The 21523-nt window shown below is 37.9% G+C and carries 15 protein-coding genes; 7 read left to right on the forward strand and 8 right to left on the reverse strand.

Features of this window, described 5'->3' with window-relative positions:
- Positions 1 to 279 precede the first annotated feature (279 nt).
- The 6 genes from AC0L7T_RS21105 to AC0L7T_RS21130 form a co-directional block, all read right to left on the reverse strand.
- A complete protein-coding gene (locus tag AC0L7T_RS21105; RefSeq protein ID WP_473338198.1) occupies positions 280 to 2148 on the reverse strand; it encodes a tetratricopeptide repeat-containing sensor histidine kinase in 1869 nt (622 codons plus the stop codon).
- Between the two features lie 95 nt (positions 2149 to 2243).
- Positions 2244 to 3665: a phytoene desaturase family protein gene (locus AC0L7T_RS21110; RefSeq protein WP_473338199.1), complete on the reverse strand. Its 1422-nt coding sequence runs from the start codon at positions 3663 to 3665 to the stop codon at positions 2244 to 2246.
- 20 nt (positions 3666 to 3685) lie between these two features.
- The gene (locus AC0L7T_RS21115; RefSeq protein WP_473338200.1) at positions 3686 to 4987 is read right to left on the reverse strand and encodes an aminotransferase class V-fold PLP-dependent enzyme; all 1302 of its coding nucleotides are present in this window, start codon (positions 4985 to 4987) and stop codon (positions 3686 to 3688) included.
- 388 nt (positions 4988 to 5375) lie between these two features.
- Positions 5376 to 5789, reverse strand: coding sequence for an NUDIX hydrolase (locus AC0L7T_RS21120; RefSeq protein ID WP_473338202.1), 414 nt, complete (start codon positions 5787 to 5789; stop codon positions 5376 to 5378).
- Positions 5790 to 5799: 10 nt separating this feature from the next.
- Positions 5800 to 6744, reverse strand: a complete 945-nt coding sequence (locus AC0L7T_RS21125) for a nitrilase family protein (protein WP_473338203.1) — start codon at positions 6742 to 6744, stop codon at positions 5800 to 5802.
- Between the two features lie 254 nt (positions 6745 to 6998).
- A complete protein-coding gene (locus AC0L7T_RS21130; protein ID WP_473338205.1) occupies positions 6999 to 7694 on the reverse strand; it encodes an endonuclease/exonuclease/phosphatase family protein in 696 nt (231 codons plus the stop codon).
- 610 nt (positions 7695 to 8304) lie between these two features.
- Between AC0L7T_RS21130 and AC0L7T_RS21135 the strand changes: the two genes are divergently transcribed.
- The 5 genes from AC0L7T_RS21135 to AC0L7T_RS21155 all read left to right on the forward strand — a co-directional run bounded on the left by AC0L7T_RS21135 (position 8305) and on the right by AC0L7T_RS21155 (position 15138).
- Positions 8305 to 12297, forward strand: coding sequence for a response regulator (locus AC0L7T_RS21135; protein WP_473338207.1), 3993 nt, complete (start codon positions 8305 to 8307; stop codon positions 12295 to 12297).
- 135 nt (positions 12298 to 12432) lie between these two features.
- A complete protein-coding gene (locus AC0L7T_RS21140; RefSeq protein WP_473338208.1) occupies positions 12433 to 13359 on the forward strand; it encodes a ribose-phosphate pyrophosphokinase in 927 nt (308 codons plus the stop codon).
- 29 nt (positions 13360 to 13388) lie between these two features.
- Complete coding sequence (locus AC0L7T_RS21145; RefSeq protein ID WP_473338209.1) at positions 13389 to 13979, forward strand: 50S ribosomal protein L25/general stress protein Ctc; 591 nt, start codon at positions 13389 to 13391, stop codon at positions 13977 to 13979.
- Between the two features lie 300 nt (positions 13980 to 14279).
- Entirely contained in the window at positions 14280 to 14840 is a 561-nt protein-coding gene (gene pth, locus AC0L7T_RS21150; protein ID WP_473338211.1) for an aminoacyl-tRNA hydrolase, read from the forward strand.
- Positions 14841 to 14844: 4 nt separating this feature from the next.
- The gene (locus AC0L7T_RS21155; RefSeq protein WP_473338213.1) at positions 14845 to 15138 is read left to right on the forward strand and encodes a thiamine-binding protein; all 294 of its coding nucleotides are present in this window, start codon (positions 14845 to 14847) and stop codon (positions 15136 to 15138) included.
- Positions 15139 to 15189: 51 nt separating this feature from the next.
- Here the strand turns inward: AC0L7T_RS21155 and AC0L7T_RS21160 are convergent, their stop codons facing one another.
- The gene (locus AC0L7T_RS21160) at positions 15190 to 15612 is read right to left on the reverse strand and encodes a Dabb family protein (RefSeq protein WP_473338214.1); all 423 of its coding nucleotides are present in this window, start codon (positions 15610 to 15612) and stop codon (positions 15190 to 15192) included.
- 469 nt (positions 15613 to 16081) lie between these two features.
- Here AC0L7T_RS21160 and AC0L7T_RS21165 point away from each other — a divergent pair, with 469 nt between their 5' ends.
- Positions 16082 to 16489 (forward strand): response regulator transcription factor, encoded by a 408-nt coding sequence (locus tag AC0L7T_RS21165; RefSeq protein ID WP_473338215.1) that lies wholly within the window; start codon positions 16082 to 16084, stop codon positions 16487 to 16489.
- 154 nt (positions 16490 to 16643) lie between these two features.
- On the opposite strand, the gene AC0L7T_RS21170 is transcribed toward AC0L7T_RS21165, so the two are convergent.
- On the reverse strand, positions 16644 to 19727 hold the full coding sequence (locus tag AC0L7T_RS21170; protein WP_473338216.1) for a glycoside hydrolase family 3 N-terminal domain-containing protein: 3084 nt from the start codon (positions 19725 to 19727) through the stop codon (positions 16644 to 16646).
- 62 nt (positions 19728 to 19789) lie between these two features.
- Here AC0L7T_RS21170 and AC0L7T_RS21175 point away from each other — a divergent pair, with 62 nt between their 5' ends.
- Positions 19790 to 21238: a sodium:solute symporter gene (locus AC0L7T_RS21175; RefSeq protein ID WP_473338217.1), complete on the forward strand. Its 1449-nt coding sequence runs from the start codon at positions 19790 to 19792 to the stop codon at positions 21236 to 21238.
- Positions 21239 to 21523: the final 285 nt, after the last annotated feature.

Raw genomic sequence — 21523 nt, forward strand, 5'->3', positions numbered from 1 at the left:
TCAGGCAATCAAATTAAAGGTTAAACCATTACGGAATCTGGATAAAATACGACAGTCACCCTAAAGGAAACCTGCACTCCTAATTATTGGCCTGAAATCTCATTCCCACGTTTTTTGGGAGCACCTCAAAAACATTATGTTTTATTCAACCCGGACTCTAATACATCGGTGAAAAAGTTAAGGAATGATGCTAACTTGAGATTTTGTCAGCATTGTTGAAGAAAAAAGAGCAAATTCGCCAAAATCGTGCCTACATATGCTTGGATTGTAGCCTTGCCACTATCGCTTAAAGTATAAAATAAAGTGGGTCCCAAGACCTGGCTCACTTTCCATTTTTAATTTACCTCCATTGAGGTCAAGAAATTGCTTCACAAGCAAAATACCTAAGCCAGTACCTTTCTCATTGGCTGTTCCTACCATTGAAGGAATTCTAGCATAATCCCCACTATTGATCAAATCATGATAATTCTCATCAACCCCAACACCTGAATCTTTAATATGACATATTACATATGTCTCATTTATTTCATAATACACTTTTATTGTACCATACTCGGGAGTAAATTTAATTGCATTTCCAATTAAATTTTGAAGAATAATCTTTAATTGAACCCTATCTACCCGTATTTCCGGAGTTTTCTTTTCGCGATGTTCAGTAATTAAAAATTTTGTTTTAGCCTGAAAACTACATCCCAACAATACCTCACTTACCACCTCTGAAAGAGACACTTCAGATGGATTTGGTTTCAACCCATCTAATTGACTATTGGCCCATTGCAAAAGCTCATTTAACATCATTTCAGTATTCTTAACTTGTATGGTCAGGTGATCGAATGCTTCATTTTCATCTTCTTCAGTAAAATATCCTTTACCCCTCATTTCCAAAAGTTGCTTTATTGAATTTATTGGAGATCTTAGGTCATGAGAAATAACACTTAACAGCTTCGTTTTTACAGCGTTTATTTCAATTAAATTTTTGTTTTTTTGATCAATGAGGTTTTTATTTTTTTCAATCGCCCTATTTTTCTTCTTCAGAGAGCTATTAAACTTTTCCTTCAATTTTATATTCTTGCGGTAAAAGTAAATGGTAAAACCAAGAAACAATATCAGCAGGATAAGAAATACAAAGAGCCTATTGTTCTGCCTTAGTGTTGTTTGGTCCTTTTCATTCTCCGCTCTTAATTTCTCATTTTCTACTTGTGACAATTTCAACTGAAGTCTTGCAATTTGTCTGCTCTTTTCTTCATCATAAAGGCTATCCCTGTAAGACTGACTAAGTTCCAAATAATGAAATGCCTTTTCGAATTTCTTCTCCTCTTTATAAATAACACTTAGGAGTTTGGTGATTTTTTGCAAATCCCAATTGGCTCCATGGACCTTGGCGGTACTCAATGCCTCCTTTCCTAACACCAATGCCTCTTCAATATCACCTGTATCAAACTTTAATTGGGCCAAGCCAGTCAATGCAAAGGTCTTTTCCCAATTGGTAAGGGTTAGACTATCTTGCAAAACGGAATTATATTTGGACAGGGCATTCTCATGTTCCCCCATCTCATAATAAACCTTAGCCATTCGATTATTGACCATTGAATTCAAACCCTGTTTTGGATAATTTGTCAAAAAATTAAGCGCTGTATTAAGCTGTACCTTTGATTTATCAAGGTCTCCTATCTCATTGAATAGAATCCCTAAATTAAAATGGTTTTTTGCCAGCCTAACACTATCGCCTTTTGTGGCATTTATACGGATACACTCTTCAAATAAATCTTTAGCCACTTCAAATTCCCTTTCCACCATCAAAACAAGTGCTCTGCCATTCATTGCGTATTCTTTCTCACGAATAAAATCACCCATAATCGCAAATTCATAGGCTTCCAAAAAGGCTATAAGCGCAAGTTCATAATCTCCTGAAATGTAGTAAACCGTGCCTTCCTGATTATTTATTCGGGCCATTAATTTTGGGTCATCAGAATCCTTGGCCAATTCCCTTGCCTTTTTAACGTGGGCTATTGCCATCTCCTTTTGATCATATTGAACCGACATCGATTCATGCAATAAAGAGTCAATGACTTCTATATTGGCACCAAAAAGAACCTGAACTTGTAAAAAACTAAGGGTGATAAAAAATACAATATTTAAATAAAGCATGACTCAAGAACTGCTTTGTGAACTTTGCTCAAAATTGATTCAAAATTTAAAAAAAACTTAATCGCTTAAAGATAATGAAATCGCTTAAAAAACCATCAAAATAAATCCTTAATCACCTGCTTGCCAGCATACACTCCACACATCCCATGCACTCCTCCACCAGGCGGGGTTGAAGAAGAACAAATATAAATACCTTTTGCGGATGTCCTGTAAGGAGAAGACCTCATCGCCGGACGGGTAAATATTTGAGTAATGTCCTGAACACCCGCATTAATATCCCCACCGATATAATTTGGATTGTAGGCTTCAAAGTCTTGCGCATTCATAGAAGTTGAAGCTAAAATTAAATCTTTAAATCCTGGCGCATACTTTTCTATCTGATGGATAATGGTATCAGTGATATCGATTTTACTTCCTGCGGGCACATGACAGTAGGCCCACAAAGTATGTTTCCCTTCCGGGGCACGAGTTGCGTCCACGATTGATTGTTGCCCCACTAAAACATAGGGATTATCAGGATACCCGCCTTTCCAAATAATGTCTTCAGCTTTTCTGATTTCCTCAAAACGGCCACCAAGATGTACCGTACCGGCTTTTCTGGCTTGTTCTGAAAGCCATGGTACAGGACCAGAGAGTGCAAAATCAACCTTAAATACACCCATTCCATACTTATACCGGCTGAGTTGCCATTTATACAATTTAGAGAAATTATCACCTGCTATTTTTAGCAAATTCTTGGGGCTTACATCAAACAATATAGCTTTGGCTGGTGGTAACTCATTAATGTCTTTTACCATCCAGCCCGATTGAAATACTCCCCCATTGGCTAAAAAATAACCCAAGAGGGCATTGGCTAAGGATTGAGAGCCTCCTTTTGCTACAGGCCAACCTGCTACATGACCAGAAGCCATTAATACCATACCAATAGCAGAAGTCGCCCAATTGCTCAAAGGTTGAATGCTATGTGCCGCCATCCCTGCCAACAATGCTTTGGCCTGGGGAGTTCTTAAAGATTTGGCCATCCAGGTAGCCGGTTGAAGGGCTTTTATACCAAAAGCCGCCAATTTCACTGGGTTTCTGGGCATTTTAAGAGGACCGAGAAAATCACCCGTCAAATCTTCCCAATGGGAGACCAAGGGCCCGATAAGGTTTTTGTACCGGATTCCATCTACTCCCAATGCATCTGCTGTTTGTTCCAAAGAAGGATATAAGGCTACCGAATCGCTCTCCAAAAGTGGGTGTGCGGCCAAAATCTCTGGATGTAAATAGGTTAGACCAAAATCAGATAGTGGAAGAGACTTAAAAAAAGGGGTAGATAAAACCAAAGGGTGAATTGCAGAACAAATATCATGGTGAAATCCAGGGAGCGTAACTTCTTTGGTACGCATCCCTCCTCCAACCTGATCCTTGCCTTCTATCAGCAATACTTTCAACCCTTCATGAAGCAACACAATAGCCGCAGCCAAGCCGTTTGGGCCTGAACCAACGACTATTGCGTCATAAGATTTTTCCACCATTTATTTAATTTTTTGAGGCATTATTTCGGTGCCAATTCACCTAGTGCTTTCACTAACCTGTCCAAATCAGAAGGTTTAGTATAAACATGAGGAGAAACTCGGACACAATTTATATTTTCATAACTAATAGGTGAAGTATGAATCTTATAGGTTTTCAAAAGCGTACTTTCAAGTACTCTTGGTGTCATTCCGTCTATCGATACTCCCGCAATAGCACAACTGAATGCAGGTTTTAACGAAGTATGGATGTTTACACCTGGAATTTCCACTGCTTTTTTTGCCCAATAATTCTTTAAATATCTCGCCCGCTCTTCTTTTCTCTTTTTACCTATTCCATTGTGTAGATTGATCGCTTCACCTATCCCTTGTTCCAATGGAAAACTCCTTGTACCAAGCGTTTCAAACTTCCTTATATCCCCTCTTTTCGGATCTTGATCGCAGAATAAAGGCCAAACTTTAGCAATATGTTCCTTTTTCACCCACATCATGCCTGTTCCTATAGGCGCTGAAAGGTATTTATGAAGGCTTGTCCCAAAATAATCTGCTTCTAAATCGGGGATATTAAAATCCAGTAAGCCAAAAGAATGTGCACCATCTACGATTACTTCAATCCCTCTTTCATGCGCCATCTGGCAGATTTTCTTTACCGGCATAATTTGTCCTACCCAATTGATTACATGGGTGACATGTATTATTTTGGTTTTAGGAGAAATCGCTTGCCTGTACATGTCTACAATAAAATCTTCGTCTTCAATTGGAAAATCGAAAGACAATTGATTGTACACAATACCCTCCCTCAAGGCTCGCTGTTTCCAAGCATTCATCATGTTGGGATAATCTTGAATACTACCAATTACTTCATCTCCTTTATTAAGGTCTAAACCGTGTATAACCGTGTTTAATGCCTCTGTTGCATTTCTATTGATAGCTATTTCTTCAGGATCACAGCCTCCCAATAGTGCCAGTTTTTCTCTTAAAGGCTCTCTTCCCTGGTCTAGAATTCTCCACATATAATAGGATGGCGCCATATTGGACATTTTGCTGTAGCGATCCACCGCATCAAGAACCAATTGAGGACTGGGTGAAACACCTCCATTATTAAGGTTTAATACCGGTGAAGAGCTTGCTGGATAGGCTTGCTGTATTAAGGACCAAAAATCCTCGTTACTAGCTATATCAGCAGGGCTTAAGTCTTTATATACATTGGCTATTTTTTCAAAATCTTTTGCATGAAGTTCGTTAAACAAACTTCCTGTTGAAAATGCGCCGGCTAGTACAATCGATTTTTTAAAAAAATTTCTTCTGTTGGGACTATTTTTCATGGTTTTCTTTTTATTACCGGAAAGAATTAACCTACCGGGCATTTTGGATAAAATAAAATAGGATTCTGGGCATTTCAGGTGCGCAAAATACTATAAATAATCTAAAAATGCAGGGATCTTTACCAAGCAGATCAATCCAAGAATACCCATTATGATTCCTAGTATCCTGCCCATTTCCCTCCCTACAAATCATGTAACCAAAAGGCTCCCAGCTTCTTTTGAGCAAGAAAGCGTGATAGAATTAGTTTAAGAAAAATTAAACGAGTAAAGTTTAATAGACTTCGGAGTAATTTCCGGTGCAAGAAAAAAGCCATGGCATTTTTCTAATTCTTTGGCAAAGGTCAATAAGCACGATATAATCCATCATTTAGAGCCCAGATAAATTGATTTAGGGTTCTTTTTGATACAATTCTGCAAAGGCGTAAACATTTGGATAAATGTTCTTTTCTTCAAATACTTCATTTGGTGAAAAAAACCGGATTTCTACACATTCATTCGTAGGCTCAAAATCAAAACTTTCTAAATGGGTCTCATACATCGCATTGGCGATAAATACGTTATTGTGGTTTTTAACCGTAAAAAAATAAGCTGGTTGTTTGGAAATATAGGTGGTTTTCAATTTCATTTCCTCCCAAAGCTCTCTCTTAAGGCCTTCCAGAGGAAACTCATCGAAATCCAATCCTCCTCCTGGTAACTCCCAAAAACCATTGTCTTCCTTAACCAGTAAAAAGCGATTTTCTTCATCGCGTATTAAGGCTTTTACGCTCACTCTATAAAAGCATTCGGGAACTTGGCTTTCCATATTTTTTATCTTAATTGTCCAACCATGCTACCTTTTGGGTAGCATCATGTTCCTGGCCTAGTATTTCCTTGTAAAGTTCTGGTCTTCTTGCATTCCTATAACGGTAGCCCCCAGCCAGTTTAAGCTTCTCCCTAGACAAATCAGCAATAACCAAATCATTGTCGAGTTTTCGACATTCCGCAATTACATCACCAAATGGGTCTATGATCATGGAACAGCCATTTTTTAACTGGTCATCGTCCATTCCAATTGGATTAGAAAAAACCACATAAACCCCATTGTCATAAGCTCTAGCAGGCAGCCATTTCATAAGCCACTGCCTACCCTTCATCCCATCAAATTCCAACCTTAATGAAGTCGGATCTTTCTTTCTGTTTTGCCAAAGTTCAGGGGCTACAAATCCGGCACCAGGCCTGGTAGAAGGCGTGCACATGGTAACATGTGGCATGAAAATTATCTCCGCTCCTAATAGACAGGTTGCCCTTACATTCTCAATAATATTATTGTCATAACATATCAAAATCCCACATTTCCAACCTTTATAATCAAAAACACAATAGCTTGAACCTGGTTTAATATGCGGATTAATAAAGGGATGCAATTTGTGGTAATTGGCCTGAAGACCTTCTGCATCTACACACAGGTAAGATTTGAAAATTCGCCCTTCTTTATCCTTCTCAAATAGGCCTGCCAGTAGGGTGATATTGTTCTTTCGAGCTATGTGGATCAGTTGCTGAACGCTGGGGCCATCTGGTACAATTTCTGCCAGTTCCAACATTTGCTCTTTGTTCAAGTTGCGCGCAAAAGAATACCCAGTAATGGAGCATTCATGAAAAGCGATAACATCTGCACCATCTTCCGCGGCTTTTTTGCTTAATTCATCAATCACACTAAGGTTATACTCCTTGTCTCCACTTTTATTTTCAAATTGAGCTGAAGCTATTTTCAAATCCATATAAATTTAAATTTCATTAACTTTTTTCGACAATAAAGATGAGCCGTCAATTACTTGAATAAATAGGAAAGACCGCCAACTGATTCTTGGTAAAATCAAACCCTCAATAATAAATAAGCTAATCAAATGAAAAAAACAAAATAAGTCTTTGTATTTCAGTTTCAACTAAGCCCTAACGATTCAGAGGTAAAGTAATAAATATTATCCCATTTTGGACTATCCTTTACGGAATTATCCTCTAAAATGACCACTGTTTAATACGTTAATACAGCAAAAACAGGTAGATGATCAGAGGCATAAGTTTCTGATATTACTTCATGCTGTTGTACAGTAAACACTTCTTTTGACTTGAAAAAAATAAAATCAATCGCTTTTTTAGGGTTATTTACTGGAATGGTTGGCGGACATTCTCCTGAACAGGTTCTATCAAAACTGCTATCCATTACCTTTATAGCATCCGAACCTACTACCGCATTAAAGTCTCCAGCTATTATTACTGGCAGCTTCTCGTTTCTAAAATGGGCAATGACATCTTTAGCCTGTTGGGTTGTATTTGTACTAGCACTAAAATCAAGATGAGTGGAAGCAAACTTCACCTCCCTCTCGCCAGGTAAAGTAACTTGAATGCTCAAAACAGCTCTGGGTTCTGTTCCCTCTTCTGCTGATAATTGAAAAAAGGACTTTTCTTCAATGGGGTATTTAGAAAGTATAGCATTGCCATACCCTCCACATTGAAAAGGTATAGATGGCTCAAAATAATAATTCATGCCTGTGCGCATGGCCAACTCTTTTGCCTGATTAAGACCAACTCCTGAACGCATGGTATTCACATCCACTTCCTGTAGGGCTACCAGGTCTGGATCAGCCGCCATTATCACTCTCACAATTGCCTCAATATCAATACTATCAGACCTAGAAGGAGGGTTGGCATGATGAATATTGTATGCCATTATTTTAATATCCCCCCCCTTTTGTGCACAAACAGCAATTGAGAAAAATAAAGAAAAGACAATGACACCTAGAAAAAATAAAGAAAAAAGAAGAGATGTTTTTTTAAGGAACATTTTCATAAATTATGCTTATTTTGAATGAATAATTGGTTTTACAAAGGTACCATTTATTAATATTTTAAGGTTTTTTCTAAATTCAATATATCCCATTGTTAATGCTAAATAAGTTTAAAAATCCTTAGTAATAAAATTAAGAAAAAATCTTCCGTTTTTGATCAAACAAGATTTATTAAAACTTTTTAAATAGATGAATTTTACCTTTTCATTCGCCAGCTAAATTATTTCTTTTAGCGATTCTTTGTATTAAACTTGTATAACTTACCCTAAACAAGCATGGATACCAAAATCCCTCCCCAAATATAGAATTTCTTTTATTTTCAAGATTCCATCTTTTACATAATGAAAAATGTTATATAAATAATTAATTTTGTTTATCGAATAATATGATGGATTTTTCCACGCCAATGTCTGGAAATTTAGAGATGATATTTTAGGAAATACTTGTAATTTTCTTTAAAATCAACCTTTAATTGATGGTAAAAATCCCCTAATGAGTACTTCCACTAACAAAGATCCAGTCAAGGACAAAAATTGGTTGAAAGCAATAGATGCTGGTCAGATATTGAACAGCCTACCTGAAACCTCCTTTGACGATATGGTAGAATTAGTGGCGGATATTTGCCAAACACCAATTGCGGCGGTAACCATTTTGGATCAGGATAGGGTTTGGTTCAAATCCAAAGTAGGTTTGACCATAAGCGAGGTGACACGAGAAAAGGCTGAAGACTTCCATTTCATCACAAGAACAGGCACCTTAGAGATCGCCGATATCGCTAATGACTCCATTGGCCCTATTGAATTAGAAGGAAAGTCTATTTCTTTCTATGCAGGCTTTCCGATTCTTTCCGAAAGTGGTTTTCCAATTGGCGCTTTGTGTGTCATGGATTATAAGCCCAGGAAACTAGAAGCTAAGGAAAGGAAAGCTTTAGCTACTTTAGGCAAACAAGTTAGCAAGCAAATTGAATTATCCCTTGATAGGAACAGACTGGGTAAATCCATTAAAAAATTTAGAGAAGTCCTTGCTAAATTCGGTGACATTGTATTTATATTAGATAAAGAACTTATAGTCAGGGAATATTTCTGCGCAGATGGTGGGAATCTTTTCATACCACCCGAGGTATTTCTCAACAATAGGATAAGTGAATTAGATTTTCCGCCTGCTGATTTAGAAATGTTTGAAAAACTAATTCAAATTGCAATAGAAACGAAACAAAAGCAAGTCAAGGAATACTGTCTTAGCACCAATAACCAAATTGAATGGTACGAGGTAAGTTTTGAAAAATTACCTTCTTCAGATGGAGACATTCTTTGTGTATTGAAAATTATAAGCCCTGAAAAAAAGAATGTAATAGAAGCAAAGGATACAGTAAAAGAATACCAGGACTTTTTTGAAAATGCCCAGGGACTAATGCTGAAGCATGATCTTAACGGAAATATCATCCACATAAACCAATCCGGCATAAAGGTTTTAAATTATTCACGGGAAGAACTTTCGGGAATTAACATTTCGGAATTAGCCGTAAATAAAGATAATTTTTATAAATACTTAGAGAAAATAAAGACAGAAAAGGTATTCTATGGAGTTGGGCTACTCACATCGAAATCAGGACAGGTCAATACCTTTCAAATAAACAGTATTTTATTTGAACCATTACTAGGCCAACCCTTTGTACTATTCAATGGAATAGATATTTCAGAATCAATTAAAACGCATGAAGAGCTTGAATCTGCAGTACTTTCTATCAACAAAGAACGATCCTTATTAAAGACAATTATCGATAACATTCCCATCAATATTTACACAAAAAATATACGTTTTGAAAAGACGCTTATTAACCAAAAAGAACTGGAATATGTAGGCCTGACTGATGAAAGTGAAGCTTTAGGAAAAACAGATGAAGAGTTATTTAATGCTGAAACAGCTAAAGAATCCAGAATTGAGGATGAGTTGGTTATATTTGACGGGAAAGCTATAATTAACAAAGAAGTTGTTCTTGAACAAAGGAATGGAAAAAAGAGGTTCTGCTTAATTTCAAAACTACCCTTAATTGATGAAACCGGTGAAATCATAGGAATGGTTGGTATCACCAATGACATTAGCGACAGAAAAAAGGCTGAACTAGCCTTATTAGATAACGGTAAACGGCTCAATGCCATCCTTACAAGTACCAATACCGGGACCTGGGAATGGAATATGGAGACGAAGCAAATTTTGGTAAATCAAAGGTTCTGGGAAATCATCGGCTATGGGATAGATGACCAAATCATTCTTTTTCAGAAGGATTGGAATGAGCTATGCCATGATGATGACCTAATAGAAAAAGAAAAAAGGTTAGAAAATCACTTCAATAGAAAAACCGAAGTTTACCAATGTGAAATACGTTTAAAGCATAAGGAGGGTCATTGGGTTTGGGTTTTTGAGGTCGGTAGGGTTTTTTCCTGGGATGCCGATGGCAATCCTACCCTAATGTATGGCACTTATCAGGACATAAGTGCCAGAAAGGAATTTGACACCCAACTCAATGTAGCCAAGGAAAGTGCGGAAAATGCCAATAAAGCTAAATCTGATTTTTTAGCCAATATGAGTCATGAAATCAGAACGCCTTTGAATGGTGTTATAGGTTTTTCAGATTTATTAATGAAAACCCAATTGTCTGAAACCCAACTTCAATACATGAAGACGGTTTATCATTCAGCCCATTCATTGTTAGATTTAATTAATGACATTTTAGACTTCTCCAAAATAGAGGCTGGAAAAATGGACTTGTCCATTGATAAAGTAGATATTTTCGAATTGGGCACACAGGTTGCGGACATTATCAATTACCAGGCTCACTCGAAAGGCTTAGAACTTATTTTAAATCTTTCTCCTCATTTGCCTCGCTTTGTTTTTGGTGATGATGTCAGACTTCGGCAGATCTTGGTGAATTTATTAACAAATGCCATTAAATTCACCGTAAAAGGAGAAGTAGAGTTGAAAGTTGAAGTTTTGGATAAAAAGGTCCAAGATAATGGCCCCATGAAATTTCGTTTCTCTGTCAAGGATACTGGAATAGGCATATCCAAAGACAATCAGCTCAAAATCTTTGATGCCTTTTCTCAGGAAGATGCAAGTACTACAAGAAAATTTGGAGGTACAGGACTTGGACTTACCATTTCCAACAAACTATTGGGTTTGATGGGAACTAAACTCGAATTAAAAAGTGAACCAAATAAAGGAAGTCTTTTTTATTTTGACATTGACCTCTTAGTAGAGGAGGGTCAAATAGAAAATTTGTTTGACAACCTTGGACTGAAAAAAATATTGGTTGTAGACGACAACCAAACGAACAGGTATTTGGTAAAAGAGATCTTAGAGGTCAAAAAAATCCAATGCCTCGAAGCCAGCAATGGTATAGAAGGGCTTAAAATTTTGGAAAATGAATGGCCAATAGATTTAATTCTAATAGACCTTCGTATGCCATTTTTAAATGGTGTCGAAACCATAGAGAAAATACGTTCTTTAAAAAACGAATCCATTGCACAGGTTCCTATTGTTTTGCTTTCTAGCTCAAATGACAATGACCAGGAAATTGACAAACTTTCTAAGCTAAATGTTCACCATAGATTAATTAAGCCAATAAAAGATCATCAAATGGTTCAATTATTTAATAAGCTAAAAAACCCGAATGCTAATAATTCTAACGACATTCAGATTAAATCTGAAAAGAATTTTGATTTTCTAACCACCCAGAATTTCAATGTCCTTATAGCTGAGGACAATCCGGTTAACATGAAGTTATCCAAAATAATTTTGTCAAAAATAAGTCCTACAATAAACATAATTGAGAGGGAAAATGGGCTTTTGGCCTATGAATACGTTATCAGAAACCGTCCGGACCTTATTCTCATGGACATCCAAATGCCCATAATGAACGGATACGAAACTGCTAAAGCCATTAGAACAATCGATCATGGAAGAGACATACCAATTATTGCCTTAACTGCCGGCACCGTTAAAGGCGAAAAAGAAAGATGCCTAGAGGCTGGAATGAACGATTATATTAGTAAACCTTTGGTACAGGGTAAACTAACAGAAAGAATCATAAAGCTTTTAATGCTTCATAAAACCGAACCCACTGAACAAATACCTAATAACCAAAAGACTCATTATATTACTAAGCATTTTGATAAAACCCACCTTTTAGACTTATTCGATGGTGACAAGGAAATAGGAAAAGAACTTTTGAAAATAGCACGCTTAAATTTGTTAGAAAATAAAACCAATTTAGAGGATGCACTTAAAAACAACAATGTTGAATCCCTATTGGACATCAGTAAAAAAATAAAAAGCTCAGCTGGTACAACAGGCTTTTTTATCCTATTGCAGTTAACGGATCAAATGGGTAAACAAGAGCAAGATAAAAACCTGTTTAAAATAGGCAATAAGATTCAGGAAGAAATAGGCTATTTGCTTGAAAATGTCGATCCGATAACATTATAGAAAGCCACTATCATTCCCTAGGTGAACTAAAAAGGAAAAATACCTTCGTTTTATTTTTGACTAAAAAAGGTAACCGTCAATTTTTTATTACATTTGTTATTCCTTTGAACAAAAACCACCTAAAAAAATAATATCATGCCCGAGACCAAAATTTTCTCAGGTTCTAACACGCCACTATTGGCGCAAAGTATTGCCAAAGCTTATGGTCAGGCACTTGGGGACTTAACCTTAGCTAAATTTAGTGACGGCGAAATGTCCCCCAGTTATAATGAATCGATTAGAGGCTGCAATGTCTTTTTGATTCAATCTACTAATCCTTCCGCAGATAACTTATTAGAGTTATGTTTGATGATCGATGCTGCCAAAAGAGCTAGTGCCTATAAGGTTTGTGCTGTAATCCCCTATTTTGGATATGCGAGGCAGGATCGTAAAGACAGGCCTAGAGTCAGTATTGCTGCCAAGCTTATCGCCAATATGATAACCTCGGCTGGCGCAGACCGAATAATGACCTGTGATCTCCATGCAGGTCAAATCCAGGGATTTTTTGATATTCCTTTGGATCATTTGAATGGATCTGCTATCTTTGTGCCCTATTTGAAAAGCTTGGATTTAGGAAATCTAATTTTCGCCTCACCAGATGTAGGTGGCGTTGGTAGAACCAGATCATATGCCAAGCATTTTGAAGTAGAAATGGTAGTCTGTGACAAGCACAGAAAACGAGCCAACGAGGTAGCATCCATGCAGTTGATTGGAGATGTGGAAGGAAAGGATGTTGTCATGATTGATGATCTTGTAGATACTGCGGGTACAATGTGCAAGGCTGCACAAATCATCATGGACAAAGGAGCTTCGTCTGTTAGGGCCATCGCTACACATGGGGTATTGTCTGGCAAAGCATATGATAATATTGAGAAATCTGTTCTTTCTGAATTGGTCATCACAGATACCATTCCAGCAATGCAGCAATCCTCTAAGATAAAAGTACTAACCGTAGCAGATTTATTTGCCAAAGCAATTCATGCTGTCACGGGGAATACGTCTATTAGTTCCCTTTTTATTTAAGAATTTAATATTTTAACTAAACATAAATTATGAAATCAATTGAGATTATAGGGTTTAAAAGAGCAAATCTCGACAGAAGATCTCTTGATGTCATCCGTGAAGAAGGAAATGTACCTTGTGTTGTTTACGGACCAGGCATTGAAGAACAAATTCATTTCACATCACCTGCTATTTTGTTCAGGGATTTGATTTACACACCTGAAGTTCACATGGTGGATCTGAATATCGAAGGCACAATTATTAAAACCATCCTAAGAGAAGCACAATTTCACCCAGTAAGTGAAGTATTGCTTCATGCTGATTTCTTGGCATTTAGTGATGACAAAGCCATTAAAATGGAAATACCGGTAAAACCATACGGTTCTTCTCCAGGTATTATCAAAGGTGGAAAATTAGAGACCAAAACCAGGACTCTTTTGGTAAAAGGTCTTGCACATGATCTTCCAGACGAAATACCATTTGATATTTCCAGTCTTGAATTGGGTAAATCAGTAAAAGTAGGTGATTTGAGCGTTGAGAAATTTGAATTACTTAACAGTCCAAATGTAACTATCGCTACTGTAGGTATCCCTAGAGCATTGAGAGGTAAGAAAGGTGAAGAAGAAGAAGGAGAAATTTAATCTCTAACTTTATTTCAATGAAATTTTAATCCTGTTCTGTTTTTCACGGAACAGGATTTTTTTATCTTCGTCAGAAAATAAGTTGATTCTATTACTAGATTTTGCAATTGGATTCGGTATAACCTGTCTCAATCCTTCTCAATAAGTTATGAGATCACAAGTTGATGGCTGACTTTGGTATAACGAAGTTGGAAATTTTGACATTTAATTGATTTCGATAAGATCCCCATTAGGAAAGAGGAGTTAATGCATATTCCAATTGAAACAGTATATCGACTTTAGAAAAGTCAAACTAAGCACATGAAATACCTTGTTGTAGGGTTAGGAAATATTGGCCCTGAATACGAATTGACCAGACATAATGTAGGCTTCCTAATCCTGGACAGACTGGCTGATGAAAATAAATTAAGCTGGGAAAGTGACAGGCTAGCCTTCACCTCCCTGCTAAAACACAAAGGGCGTCAAATTCATTTGATCAAGCCTACCACTTATATGAACCTAAGTGGAAAAGCTGTCAATTATTGGATGAAAGTATTAAAGATACCCAAAGAAAATGTTTTAGTTGTAGTCGATGACATTGCGCTTCCATTTGGTAAATTAAGATTGAAAGCAAAAGGCTCCAGCGCTGGTCACAATGGCTTGAAAAACATTGAAGAACTAACCGGTGGACAAAATTATTCCAGACTTAAATTTGGTATTGGTGATGACTTCCCAAAAGGAAGACAAATAGACTATGTTTTGGGAAGATGGTCAAAGGAAGAAATTGATGCCCTGCCAATTTATATGGACAAAGCCATTGAGATGATCACGGCCTTTAGCACCATCGGTTTAGAGAAAACAATGAATTTTTACAATAAATAAGAAAATGAAAAACATTAACCTTGGTATTCAAATCGTTCCAAAAAGTAAAACCTTGGACAGCTACCAATTAGTAGACAAAGCCATTGCGGTCATTGCAGCTTCAGGTGTAAAATATGAGGTTACTCCTTTTGAGACCGTCATGGAAGGACCGGAAGAAAGGTTGATGGCAATCGCAAAAGACGCACAAGAAGCTGTACTTAATGCTGGTGCTGAAGAAATATTGGTATATTACCGCATGCAGATACGTAAAGGAAATGACGTAAGTATGGAGGAGAAAACCCTTCCCCATAAGCATTAAATCCCTACAGATTATTAAAAAAGCCTTTCTTAAAGAAAGGCTTTTTTAAGTTTACTTGGTCCAATAATCCACTACCGTTACATCTTTAAGATGAGGCCCCAAAATACCTCCAAATGCCTTATGAGCAGGATGTGGCAAATAAATATCCCTATCAGCTTCACTTTCAAAAGTGAGGAAAAAGCAATGGGTTAATCCTTTATTAAGCCCTTCAGGACTATTGTTGGTTCCCCATTCAAAATCTATGATTTGAGGGATCTTATCCTGAAGTCCAATAAATGCTTCCTCTACTTGTGCAATGTCTGATGGACTTGATTCTTCTTTAAAAGAAAATAAGACTACATGTCTTAATAAAGGCTTTTCAGCGCTCACCGTTTCTTTCATCTCTTTGGGTTTTTCATTGGTCTCTTTATTCTCTCCCGGCTGGCAGCCAGCAGCTAATAATAATACTACTGCAATTGAAAATAATCGTTTCATGGCAAGCTAAGGATTTAAGTGTTGATATCATCTGAATTGTAAAGTAAAAGAAAAAAAACAAAAATAGATGCTTGCTATCAAATTATGTTAGCTCTTGGATAAAATAGAACAGCGTTTAGCTTGGTTGACACGTACTAATATTAAACAGAAACCCCACAAACACCGTAATATTATTGTGGTTTTCTTAAAAATTCCACACTATTGGGGCATAAATTGAATTAAATAATTTACATTTAACCCGAATTATGTAGTAGAGTTAGTGAAAAGTGTTGTCTTTAAAGAGGAATCAGTGGAGTTGGAGTGGAGACATAGCACCACTATCGTAACGACATGAAAAGCCATGAGTCCGTTGATTTTCAAATAATTGCAACCCTTCCAAAATTCTTTTTTAACATTTTGAATTTGACAAAAGGTTTGTTGAATGAATAACATGAATCTTTATCGGGTATACCAATAAAAATCTTTTTTTATGAGTAAAATAGGGCTAACCTATGTAGTGGATGATGATCCCCTATATAATTTTGGTACAAAAAAAATCATGGAAATAACCTCCTTTACTAAGCAAGCTCTTTTTTTCTTAAACGGTGAAGAAGCATGGCAAGATTTTCAAAAAAGAATTGAAAAGGATGAACCGATGCCAGATGTTATCCTTACGGACATCAATATGCCCTTAATGAATGGCTGGGAACTCTTGGATAAAATCGGCAGTGTTTCCTATGATCATCCCATAAAAGTCTTCGTAATTTCATCTTCCATAAATCAGGAAGAAATGGACAAAGCCAAAAAATATGATTTTGTCAGTGACTATATCGTAAAACCAATGACGCTGGATAAAGTAAAAACACTTAAAGCAAAAATACTCGAAGGACAGTATTGATTAAGCCTAAGGTGATACTGTAAACAGCTATTTTCATCTGCTAAGTCAGACGAAAATAGCTGTTTCTATTTGACAGTTCCAATGTCCTTAAAATTCAAATAAATTATTTCTCACCCTAGGTGCTCAATTAAAAATGGAGCGTGAATTTCTGTTGTTATTCCCTAAGCTTTGCTTTTTTCATCGCCTTGTAAACTTCCTCCATAATATTGGTCCGAACATTTAATTTATAGATGTTCCTGTTTTCCCTGGTAGGATTAACCCTGTTCGAGAGAAATACATAAACGATTTTATTTTCAGGGTCAATCCAGGTATAGGTACCTGTAAATCCTGAATGCCCAAAACTTTTCTCCGAAGCACTAGGCGCTGCATTGCCATTTGGATCTCCCGGTTTATTGGCCCTGTCAAACCCCATACCCCTATAATTTCCCTCCTCGCAGAATACACACTTGGAATAATCATGAACCACCCCTGAAGCAATTAATTGTTCTTCAGCATACAACCCATCATAAAGGTATAGGTGCATCAGCTTGGCCAAGTCATTGGACGTACCAAACAAGCCTGCATGTCCACTTACTCCGCCCAGCATAGCGGCACCCTCATCATGCACTGTGCCATGCAGGAGTTGCTTCCTGAAGGCCGAATCATACTCTGTTGGAACTATTCGATCCATGCCGAAATTTCGGTAAGGGTTAAAGGTAAGTGTTCCAGCCCCCAGGGGTTTGTAAAGATTCTCTTCCAAATAAGCATAAAAGTCTTCCCCTGTGATTTCCTCCACTACCTTAGGCGCAAGAATAAATGACAAATCGCTATAGACATATCCCGGCTCAGCATTTAAAGGAGAGGAAAAGATTTCCTTATAAATTTTCTTGTCATAATTGCGGTGGATAAATAGCTTGTCTGCTACTTTTATAGGAAAACGCCTTGAAGAATCCGCCTTCATGGTATACCATTTAAACTTTCCACTTTTTCTAACTGTGGACATCCAAAAAGGTATCCATGAACGCAATCTTGCCTGGTGGGTTAAAATATCCCGGTAGACCAAGTTCTCTTTGTTTGTCCCTCTGGCAGCTTTCAGATAATGGCCCAAAGTCTGATTTTCATCAAACTTACCCCTACCTTTTAAATGCATAAATGCCGCCAGGGAGGTGCTGATTTTGGTAATTGATGCCAGGTCATACAAGTCATCCACCCTTACTTCCTGCAGGGAATCATAGGTATGGTACCCAAAAGCTTTGTGGTAAAAAACTTTGCCATCTTTAGCCATTAACACTTGTCCACCCGGTATGGCCTTGATTTTGATCGCCATCTGCATCATGGAATCTATTCCATTCAAATCTTTTGAAGCCAGGCCTACACCTTCAGGCAAGGTATAGGCCATTCTAATCCCTCCATCAAGTTTTATCCCATCACCTCTGGAGAAAGCCTGGTTTATCGTAACTGGTAATTTCCCACTGGCTCCTATTCCTCCAAAAATCATTTGGGCCGTTAGGTCTTGTGTAAGGGGAGTTTCCTGATAGGCAGCGATAACCCCAGCCGCTTTCTCTAAACCCTGAATTTTTCCCAGGCTGTAAACATTTCCAAAGACGCTAACGATAACAGTGTGGCTCTCAATAAGTGACCTTAATAAGGTCACCATTTCAGGGCTTACTCCAAAGTTATTGTTTCCCTCTCGGATACCCAGTCCATGAAGCCCTACCAGTACCAATTGATGGCCAGAAAGACTTTCTTTTAATGCATTAATATCCGCTATCCCTCCATCTTTAGGAAATATGAAATGATCCATAGGGCTGTACCGATCCAGGTAATTTTGAAATGCAGTCCTTTGATTTGCACCTATTGAAAGGCTTGCTATTTTTGTGTTTTCAAGCCCTTTAACAGGAAGAACTTGTTCCTCATTCCTAAGAAGGGTAAGTGAAGCTTTTGTTAATTTTTCGGCTAAAAAGTTAGCTTCTGAATTGTTTAAATCCGCTATCAAATGATCCGTTTCAACAGGTGCCCATTTATCCAGCCCTAACCAGGCTTTGGCTTTTAACACTTTGAGTACTCTCTTGTCTATTTCCTCTTGACTAATTTCTCCTCGTCCAATCGCTGCCTTTATCTCTTCAATCGCTGCGGAAACATTCATCGTATTTAAAAGCATGTCATTCCCAGCAACTAGTGCTTTGGCATCCACTTTACCCGGAGGGTAATATTTAGCCACTGCTTGCATGTTTAAGGCATCAGTAAAGATAAGTCCTTCATAGCCCATTTCATTTTTGAGTAAATCCGTAACAATGGGTTTGGACAAACTAGAGGGGCTATTTTCTGCACTATCCAAAACTGGAATCTCCATGTGCGCCACCATTACACTTCCCAAACCCTGATCCATCAGTTTTTGAAAAGGATACAATTCTAAATCTTTCAATCTCTTTTTGGAAAAATTTAGCACAGGAAGCCCATAATGTGAATCCACTTCCGTATCGCCATGCCCAGGAAAATGTTTGGCAGAAGCCAGTAAGCCATTGTCCTGCATGCCTTTCATATAGGCCATAGATTTGCTGCTTACATTTACTTTCTCTTCACCAAAAGAGCGAAATCCAATTACTGGATTGTTTGCATTGTTGTTGACATCCACTACTGGCGCAAAGTTCACGGTAATCCCTGCTCTTTTGGCTTGCCGAGCCACTTCTGCTCCCATATCATAAATTAGGCTTTCATCACTCAATCCTCCTAAGGCCATTTGATAGGGAAACCTTACCGTGCTGTCCAATCGCATTTTTAGCCCCCACTCCCCATCCAGGCTTACCATTAATGGCACCTTTGAAAGTTGCTGAAATTGATTGATCATGTGTGCCTGACGAACTGGACCTCCCTGAAAAAAGATAATTCCTCCCACCCCGTGTTTCTTTACCAAGGCAGCAATGGAATCCACATGTACTTTGTCTTTGTTCGAATAAGCAGGTATCATGATCAACTGCGCTATGCGTTGCTCTGAAGTTAAGGTAGACAATACTGAATCTGCCCAGTGATCGTATTTTTCAGCTAAAAAAGGTGGCCGCTGATGCTGCGCATAGAGTGAAACTATATTGAGGGATAGCAAAATCAGAATGAGCAATCCCTTTTTTGCCACTGTATAGAAAGACTGCTTGTGGGCAAGGTTTCCTCCACCTAAAGAACTTCTGGTACTTTGTCTATAATTGTTCATACTTTCAAATGCTATCAATTTCGCTTGAAAGATACCATTTTTGTTGCTTCTCATTAAAATGATTTAAAGAAAATGCCTATCATTGGGGATAAAAATTCTATTTTAAAGAGAGAACCATGAGTCCATTGCTCGTTTTTGGTGTGATAGCCGTTTATTTTGCGCTTTTATTATTTATCAGTTATCTAACTTCACTGAAATCTGACAGTCTGACTTTCTATACTGGAAACAGGGAATCTCCCTGGTTTCTAGTAGCCTTTGGGATGGTAGGGGCAGCATTATCAGGAGTTACTTTTATCTCCGTTCCCGGGGAGGTAGGCAACACCCATTGGGCTTATTTGCAATTTGTAATGGGCAATATGGTAGGCTATGCCATTATTGGACTGGTACTCATTCCGCTTTTTTACAAACTTCACCTGATTTCTATTTACGAATACCTAAAGACCAGGTTTGGACCTAAGGCCTATATTTCTGGCGCCACCATCTTTCTTGTCTCCCAAACCATAGGTGCTTCCTTCAGGCTTTTTCTAGCAGCTACTGTTTTACAAATCGCTTTTTTCGACGCCTTCGGTATCCCCTTTTACGGTTCGATTCTGACCACCATGATCCTGATCTGGCTCTACACTTACAAAAGCGGTATCAAAACCATCGTATGGACAGATACCCTCCAAACCCTCTTTTTGCTTTTAGCCGTCCTTATTACCATTGTGGTAATCGGCAAGCACCTGGGTGTGGGTGGGGGTGAATTGCTTACAATAGTAAAAAACAGCGAACTTTCTTCCATTTTCGTTTGGGAGGGAAATACAAGTCAGAATTTCTTTAAAATGTTTGCGGCAGGTATATTCATCACCATTGCCATGAATGGGCTGGATCAAAACATCATGCAAAAGAACCTAACTTGTCGCAATCAACGAGATGCGCAAAAAAACATCTTTTGGTTCTCTATTACCTTCTTCATTTCCAACCTTTTATTTCTAGGCTTAGGCGTGCTATTGTACCATTACGCTGAAATAAATGGTATCGATTTACCCAAAGCGACCGACGAGTTGTTTCCTTTCCTGGCACTGAATCACTTTGGAACGTTGACGGGAGTGGTTTTCTTACTCGGTATTACTGCTGCTGCTTTCTCAAGTGCAGACTCTGCTTTGACAGCATTGACTACCTCTTTTTGCATAGACATAGTCAAATTACCCGAGCGCAAAAATATCAATCAGGACAAAACCAGGCGATGGATACACATTGGTTTTACCTTCCTTGTATTTTTAACCATAGTGGTATTCAATGAGGTCAACGACAGAAGCGTGGTTAGTGCCGTATTTAAAGCTGCAGGGTTTACCTACGGGCCCTTGCTTGGACTATTCGCCTTTGGGCTGACCAATAAAATGGCCGTGCGGGACAAGCTGGTGCCATATATTTGTCTCTTAAGCCCTTGCCTCTCATTTATAATCGACTGGAATTCTGCTGCCTGGTTCAATGGCTTCCAATTTGGTTTTGAAATCCTTCTGGTAAATGCGGCGATTACCTACCTTGGCTTGCTTCTTTCCAGTAAAGGAGCTACATCAGCGTAAAAGTGAAAAGGGCAGCATAAACAATGCAAATATCATCGAAAGGGTGAGCGTAACCCCAAAACCGAGCAAACGGAAAGGCAATAAAATCAACCAAATCAGCGGGTATAACAATAATACAATAAGGGCAATTGGCCAACATAGGACCAGCAAAATGGCCCAAAGTATCATTCCTGTAAATATTCTCATGGATAAAATCGAATTTTTGAAAAGAATAAAGACCAATTAAGTGCCAAAATGCAAATATGGCCTAGAATAGCTATTCTAGGCCATATTTGCATTTTAAAG

This window comes from Cyclobacterium sp. 10D3-21 (assembly GCF_055809755.1).

What these genes read in the sequence shown, in the direction of transcription:
- AC0L7T_RS21155 (WP_473338213.1), top strand. Translation starts at nt 14,845, where the DNA reads ATGAAAAACATTAACCTTGGTATTCAAATCGTTCCAAAAAGTAAAACC.
- AC0L7T_RS21130 (WP_473338205.1), bottom strand. Translation starts at nt 7,694, where the DNA reads ATGGCATACAATATTCATCATGCCAACCCTCCTTCTAGGTCTGATAGT.
- AC0L7T_RS21145 (WP_473338209.1), top strand. Translation starts at nt 13,389, where the DNA reads ATGAAATCAATTGAGATTATAGGGTTTAAAAGAGCAAATCTCGACAGA.
- AC0L7T_RS21165 (WP_473338215.1), top strand. Translation starts at nt 16,082, where the DNA reads ATGAGTAAAATAGGGCTAACCTATGTAGTGGATGATGATCCCCTATAT.
- AC0L7T_RS21115 (WP_473338200.1), bottom strand. Translation starts at nt 4,987, where the DNA reads ATGAAAAATAGTCCCAACAGAAGAAATTTTTTTAAAAAATCGATTGTA.
- AC0L7T_RS21135 (WP_473338207.1), top strand. Translation starts at nt 8,305, where the DNA reads ATGAGTACTTCCACTAACAAAGATCCAGTCAAGGACAAAAATTGGTTG.
- AC0L7T_RS21120 (WP_473338202.1), bottom strand. Translation starts at nt 5,789, where the DNA reads ATGGAAAGCCAAGTTCCCGAATGCTTTTATAGAGTGAGCGTAAAAGCC.
- AC0L7T_RS21140 (WP_473338208.1), top strand. Translation starts at nt 12,433, where the DNA reads ATGCCCGAGACCAAAATTTTCTCAGGTTCTAACACGCCACTATTGGCG.
- AC0L7T_RS21110 (WP_473338199.1), bottom strand. Translation starts at nt 3,665, where the DNA reads ATGGTGGAAAAATCTTATGACGCAATAGTCGTTGGTTCAGGCCCAAAC.
- AC0L7T_RS21125 (WP_473338203.1), bottom strand. Translation starts at nt 6,744, where the DNA reads ATGGATTTGAAAATAGCTTCAGCTCAATTTGAAAATAAAAGTGGAGAC.
- AC0L7T_RS21160 (WP_473338214.1), bottom strand. Translation starts at nt 15,612, where the DNA reads ATGAAACGATTATTTTCAATTGCAGTAGTATTATTATTAGCTGCTGGC.
- pth (WP_473338211.1), top strand. Translation starts at nt 14,280, where the DNA reads ATGAAATACCTTGTTGTAGGGTTAGGAAATATTGGCCCTGAATACGAA.
- AC0L7T_RS21105 (WP_473338198.1), bottom strand. Translation starts at nt 2,148, where the DNA reads ATGCTTTATTTAAATATTGTATTTTTTATCACCCTTAGTTTTTTACAA.
- AC0L7T_RS21175 (WP_473338217.1), top strand. Translation starts at nt 19,790, where the DNA reads ATGAGTCCATTGCTCGTTTTTGGTGTGATAGCCGTTTATTTTGCGCTT.
- AC0L7T_RS21170 (WP_473338216.1), bottom strand. Translation starts at nt 19,727, where the DNA reads ATGAGAAGCAACAAAAATGGTATCTTTCAAGCGAAATTGATAGCATTT.